The organism is Micromonospora sp. NPDC049580 (assembly GCF_040675595.1).
GTDB lineage: Bacteria > Actinomycetota > Actinomycetes > Mycobacteriales > Micromonosporaceae > Micromonospora.
Genome location: NZ_JBFAPG010000531.1, coordinates 1 through 4,063, shown reverse-complemented (window position 1 = coordinate 4,063; position 4,063 = coordinate 1). Strand labels below are relative to the sequence as shown.

General features: G+C 71.4%; 3 protein-coding genes and 1 pseudogene. 1 reads left to right on the top strand and 3 read right to left on the bottom strand.

Annotation, left to right across the window (positions count from 1 at the left end):
• Window positions 1-26: 26 nt before the first annotated feature.
• The 3 genes from AB0J68_RS28470 to AB0J68_RS28460 form a co-directional block, all read right to left on the bottom strand.
• Window positions 27-1,853, bottom strand: a complete 1,827-nt coding sequence (locus tag AB0J68_RS28470) for a long-chain fatty acid--CoA ligase (protein ID WP_354856165.1) — start codon at window positions 1,851-1,853, stop codon at window positions 27-29.
• A gap of 139 nt (window positions 1,854-1,992) precedes the next feature.
• Window positions 1,993-2,943 (bottom strand): terpene synthase, encoded by a 951-nt coding sequence (locus AB0J68_RS28465; protein WP_355067211.1) that lies wholly within the window; start codon window positions 2,941-2,943, stop codon window positions 1,993-1,995.
• Window positions 2,944-3,070: 127 nt separating this feature from the next.
• Window positions 3,071-3,700 (bottom strand): TIGR03085 family metal-binding protein, encoded by a 630-nt coding sequence (locus tag AB0J68_RS28460; RefSeq protein ID WP_363941509.1) that lies wholly within the window; start codon window positions 3,698-3,700, stop codon window positions 3,071-3,073.
• Window positions 3,701-3,870: 170 nt separating this feature from the next.
• On the opposite strand from AB0J68_RS28460, the pseudogene AB0J68_RS28455 reads away from it, so the two are divergent.
• Window positions 3,871-4,063, top strand: a pseudogene (locus tag AB0J68_RS28455) (ABC transporter ATP-binding protein); the annotation flags it as partial.

Here is a 4,063-nt window from a genome sequence, read left to right as displayed (position 1 = left end):
GGTGCGAGGCCACCGGCGGACCGTTTCTACAGCTCGGCGAGCGTGCCCGCGTACATCTTGTCGATCTCGGCGGCGAAGTTGCTCTCCACGCCACGTCGCTTGATCTTCAACGACGGGGTGATCTCGCCGTCCTCGATCGTCAGGTCGCGCGGCAGGATCGCCACCTTCTTGATCGTCTCCCAGCGGTTGAGCTTGGCGTTGAGCTGGGCGACGTACTCCTCGACCATCGCCTGCGCCTCCGGCGAGGCGACGATCTCGGCATAGTCGCGGCCCTCCAGCGGGCCGCCGGCCACCCAGCCCCGGATCGCGTCCGGGTCCAGCGTGACGAGCATCGTGCAGAAGTTGCGGGCCTGACCGACCACGACCGCCTGCGAGGTGTACGGGCAGATCGCCTTGAACATCCCCTCGATGTGCGACGGCGCGATGTACTTGCCGCCCGAGGTCTTGACCAGGTCCTTCTTGCGGTCGGTGATCCGCAGGTAGCCCTGCTCGTCCAGGCTGCCGATGTCACCGGTGCGGAAGAAGCCGTCCTCGGTGAACGCGGCAGCGGTCTCCTCCGGCAGGTTGTGGTAGCCGCGCATCACGGGCCGGCCACGGACCAGGATCTCGCCATCGGTGTCGATCCGGCACTCCAGGTCGCCCATCGCCTGCCCGACAGTGCCGATCCGCAGCCCGGAGGGCGGGTTCACGAAGTTGCCGGCGCTGGTCTCGGTGAGGCCGTAGCCCTCGGAGATCGGCAGGTTGGCGGCGGCGAAGAAGGTGGCGATCTCGGGGCTCAGCGGAGCGGCGCCGGAGACCAGCACCCGCATCCGGCCGCCCAGGCGGGCCTGGAGCTTGCTGAACACCAGCTTCTCGGCCAGCCCGTAGCGCAGCTTCAACCCGGCCGGCACCGGCTTGCCGGCCTGCTCCAGAGCGACCTTCTCCTTGCCGACCTGGACACCCCAGGCGAAGATCTTCGCCTTCGCGCCGCCGGCGCCCTGCGCGGTGGTCACCGCCCGGTTGTAGACCTTCTCGAAGACCCGGGGAGCGCCGCACATCAGGGTCGGCCGGATCACCGCGAGCAGGTCGACCAGCTTGTCCACCCGCCCGTCGACGTAGGTGGGCAGACCGACGTGGATCGCGCCGCAGAGCAACGTCTTGCCGAACGAGTGGGCCAGCGGCAGCCACAGGTACTGCAGGTCGTCGTCGCGCAGCAGCCCGACCTCGGCCTGCGCCACGGCCTCCCAGCACCAGCCGCCGTGCAGCAGCTCGACACCCTTGGGCTGGCCCGTGGTGCCGGAGGTGTAGATCAGCGTGGCCAGGTGATCCGGGCCGATGCCGGCCACCAGCATGTCGATCAGATCGGGCTCGGCGGCCAGCGCGCGGGTGCCCTGCTCCTCCAGGTCGGCCAGGGTGAGCTGGGGAACCGCGGCGTTCGGGTCCGGGGTGCCGTCGAAGAGCACCACGTGGGTCAGCGCCGGCAGGGCCGCTCCGGCGATCTTGGCGGCCTGCGTCGGGTTCTCCGCGAAGAGCACCCGCGAGGCGGAGTCAGCGATGATGAATGTCGCGTCCGCCGGCTCGGTGGTCGGGTAGACGGTGGTGGTCGCCCCGCCGGCGCACATGATGCCGAGGTCGGCGACCACCCAGTCGAGCCGGGTGTTGGCGAGGATAGCGACGGGATTCTCCTGGCCGACGCCGAGCGCGTGCAGGCCGGCGGCGACGGCCTTGGCGCGTTGGCCGACCTGCTCCCAGGTCAGCCAGTCGGGGCCCGAGTCGTCGGGGGTCGGGGACGCGAACGCGTGGCGGTCGGGGGTGGCCGCCACACGCTTGAGGAACATGTCCGGGATGGAACGGTACGGTACATCGAGAGCCATCGCTGTAGCCGCCTTCGGGGGTGGTGGCGTGACGGTCGTCACGTCATAGTGGTTACCGAAGAGTATTGCCTGGCACCGGGCATCGGCTAGTGCTGGTGATCGGCTGGCTGCCCTGGCCCGCCGGCCGACACACCCCGGATCAGGCGTAGCGGGCAGCCACGAGTGACCAGTCGTAGGTCGCCTGGACCCAGTTGCGCCGCGCGGCCAGCGGCGAGCGCAACGCCTCGACACCGCTGGCCAGCAGCCTCTCCTCCGCCGCCAGGTACGCCGCCAACCCCCGGTTGAAACGGTCGGCGGCCGCCCATAACGCGTCCGCCTCGGCCAGGCCGCCCTCCTGGGCGATGACCGTCACCAGGTTGTGCGCGTCCGGGTCGGCCCGGCTCTCCTTGCCGTACGAGAAGAGGTCGTTGCACCAGCAGACCAGGTCCACCGCCAGCAGGTCCAGGGCGGCCAGCGCCGGTTCGGCACGCCGGGTCGGGCCGGGTGGCTGTTCCGACGCCAGGTCGGTCAGGGTGAGACAGGGGTGCACGCCGCCGATGTGCCGACGCAGTTGGACGTACTCCGTCAACCCCGGCACCCGCCGGCGTTCCCGGTTGGCGGCCTCCCAGAGCAGCGCCAGCAGATACTGGCGCACCTGGCTGACGAACCGCAGCAGCATCGGCGCCCGACCCTCGGCCCGGGTCCGGCGGCACAGATCGTGCAGCGCGGCACCCAGCGGGCCGGCGTTTGGCGGCAGTGGCGCGAGCGGGTCGCCGCACCGGTCCAGCACGTCGAGCAGCGCGGCGATGACCGGCGCCAGCCGGCCCGGGTCGGCCCCGAGGCCGTCCTCGTCGCAGGCGTCGTCCATGACGAAGAGCCAGGAGATCAGGTCGGTGAGGAGCCGCAGCCCCTGCGCCGGCCCTTCCGGGCAGGCCCGGCCGGCCAGGCCGGCGGCGTCCGCCAGTTGTAGTCGATGAACCTGATGACCGGAATTGACCAAACCGAGAGCGCGCGCCCACTCGACGCTCTCGCTGGCCACCCGATCCGTGGACTTGTGGCGCCCCGCCGCGAAGGAGGGTTCCCGTAGCGCCGAGATCGCGAAGCTCCGCATCGTGTGCCCCCACATCGTGCCGCCCCGGCGCGGAACGGCGCGGTGAAGCGTACGGGAGGAGGTATCGGCGCGCATCGCTAGGACTGCGGCAGTTGTCCGGCGCCTATGACCGATTAGGCGCAGGAAGTCACATGCCCAGGCTGGTGTTGCGGAGCTGCCGCGCGGACGTCGCCGAACCGTCCAGTTGAACCCGGGCCACCCGCTGCCGACCGGAGAGGAACAGGGTCAACTCGGCCGGCGCGCCCACCAGCCGCAGCCGCTCGCCACCACGGCCGACGGAGATTTCGCCGTGACCGGGCGCCTGCACGTAGAGGTCCGCCGGGAAGCGGCGCAGCGTCAGCCGGGCGAGCGGGGCGACCCGCTTCCACAGGGTGGCCTGCAAACCGCGGGACAGCTCGCGCGGCTGCCACCCCGGGACGGCCCGCCGCACGTCCTCGTGGTGGATGAAGAACTCCACCGTGTTGACCAGCTCGTCGGTCAGCGGGTTGCTGATCGGGCTCCACACCGGCGGCCGGCGCACCTGCGCCACCAGCTCAGGGTAGGGCCCGGCGGCGAGCCGTCGGCGGACCCGCTCGGCGTGCCCCCGCAGCGGCGCCAGCAGGATCCCGCCGGCCGCGTCCGGACGGCGCTCGCGCAACACCAGGTGCGCGGCGAGGTCACGGGTCGCCCAGCCCTCGTTGATCGTCGGCGCGTCGGGCCCGAGGGCCAGGAAAAGATCGGCCAGCGCCTCGCGCTCGGCTCGGGCGTACCGCGACATGGCCCGATCGTAGGCCCGCGGACGCGCCACCGCGCGCCGGCGGACGCCCGGCCGCACCCAGAGCCCGTACGTCCGGTACGTGACGGTCGACATATCCCGTCCGGGTCGGCGGTGCCGGCTCGCAGCGGTAAGGATGAGGGAGATAATTGTGGCTTACGGCGGGGGAGAGCGTGGCGAGCAGGACAAGTCGGGACGTGCTCGGCAGGGGGCTGGGGGTTCTGCGGCAGGCGATCCGGGAGCAGCCGCGGATCTTCGCGGTTGCCGTGATCGGCAGTGTGCTGTTCGGCTCGATGGTCATCGTCAGCGCGTACGTGGTGGGCGCGGTGGTCGGTGATGTGGTGGTGCCGGCCATCGCGCGGGGCG

Bases quoted from the DNA above. Each gene is read 5' to 3' on its own strand.
- AB0J68_RS28465 (WP_355067211.1), bottom strand. From the start codon at position 2,943: ATGCGGAGCTTCGCGATCTCGGCGCTACGGGAACCCTCCTTCGCGGCG.
- AB0J68_RS28460 (WP_363941509.1), bottom strand. From the start codon at position 3,700: ATGTCGCGGTACGCCCGAGCCGAGCGCGAGGCGCTGGCCGATCTTTTC.
- AB0J68_RS28470 (WP_354856165.1), bottom strand. From the start codon at position 1,853: ATGGCTCTCGATGTACCGTACCGTTCCATCCCGGACATGTTCCTCAAG.